This window comes from Colwellia sp. TT2012, assembly GCF_001440345.1.
Classification (GTDB): Bacteria; Pseudomonadota; Gammaproteobacteria; order Enterobacterales; family Alteromonadaceae; genus Colwellia.
Window position 1 is genome coordinate 1 of sequence record NZ_LJYX01000119.1, and the last position, 846, is coordinate 846.

The following is an 846-nucleotide window of genomic DNA, read 5'->3' on the forward strand; positions in this document are numbered from 1 at the left end:
GTCACGCTGCAACTCACTGATGTAGACCGCCGCCGTCAACGGACGGGCACCGGCTTGCACCATGCGCTGTACACCCCGCTCATGGCCTTCAGTGCTACCCCCACCTGCCGCATCGGTGACGATGTACACCTCATACCCGGCCGCCAACGTACTCAACACCGCGAAGCTCAGGCAGACCTCGGTCCACAGGCCTGCGATCACCAGTTTTTTCTTGCCGGTGTCTTCGACCCACTGGCGTACCCGAGGGTCATCCCAGGAGTTCAGGCTGGAGCGGTCGATGGGCTTTTGCTCGGGAAACACCGCCTGCAACTCCTGGAAAATTTCCTGGCGCTCGGCATAGGCTGTGGTCAATAGCGTCGGGACATTGAAGATTTTTGCGCCCTTGGCCAGCAAGGTGGTGTTGGTAACAACCGTATCGGCCGAATGAGAGCGCACGGCCAACAGTTGAAGGTATTGATGGTCAATCAACAACAGGGCGTGATTGTCTGCGGTCAATAAAGGGTCGTTAGCTGGAACCTGGTTGTTTTTCATCTGAACGCTCCTCGTCTCTAGCTGAAATGGAGACTGCCTGTCGCAGCGCAGCCTCCACACCTGGGCTTACTTGCCCTCAGTCAACGCGTTGTAGCTGGTGAACAGGTTGCGATAGTCCGGGATGTGGTTGGAGAACAAGGTCCCCAGGCCTTCGATATCGTTGCGCCAGTCGCGGTGCAACTCACAGGCCAGGCCAAACCAGGTCATCAACTGTGCGCCGTTGGCGGTCATGCGGGCCCAGGCCGATTGCTGGGTCAGTTCGTTGAAGGTGCCGGAGGCATCGGTCACCACAAACACGTCATAACCTTCAGCCAG

General features: G+C 58.2%; 1 protein-coding gene and 1 pseudogene. Both read right to left on the reverse strand.

The window, feature by feature from the left end; all coding sequences use genetic code 11:
* The coding region (locus tag ASU03_RS19035) for an isochorismatase family protein (protein ID WP_057833286.1) at positions 1–531 on the reverse strand (531 nt) is incomplete at its 3' end.
* Between the two features lie 66 nt (positions 532–597).
* A pseudogene (locus tag ASU03_RS19040) lies at positions 598–846 on the reverse strand (isochorismatase family protein); the annotation flags it as partial.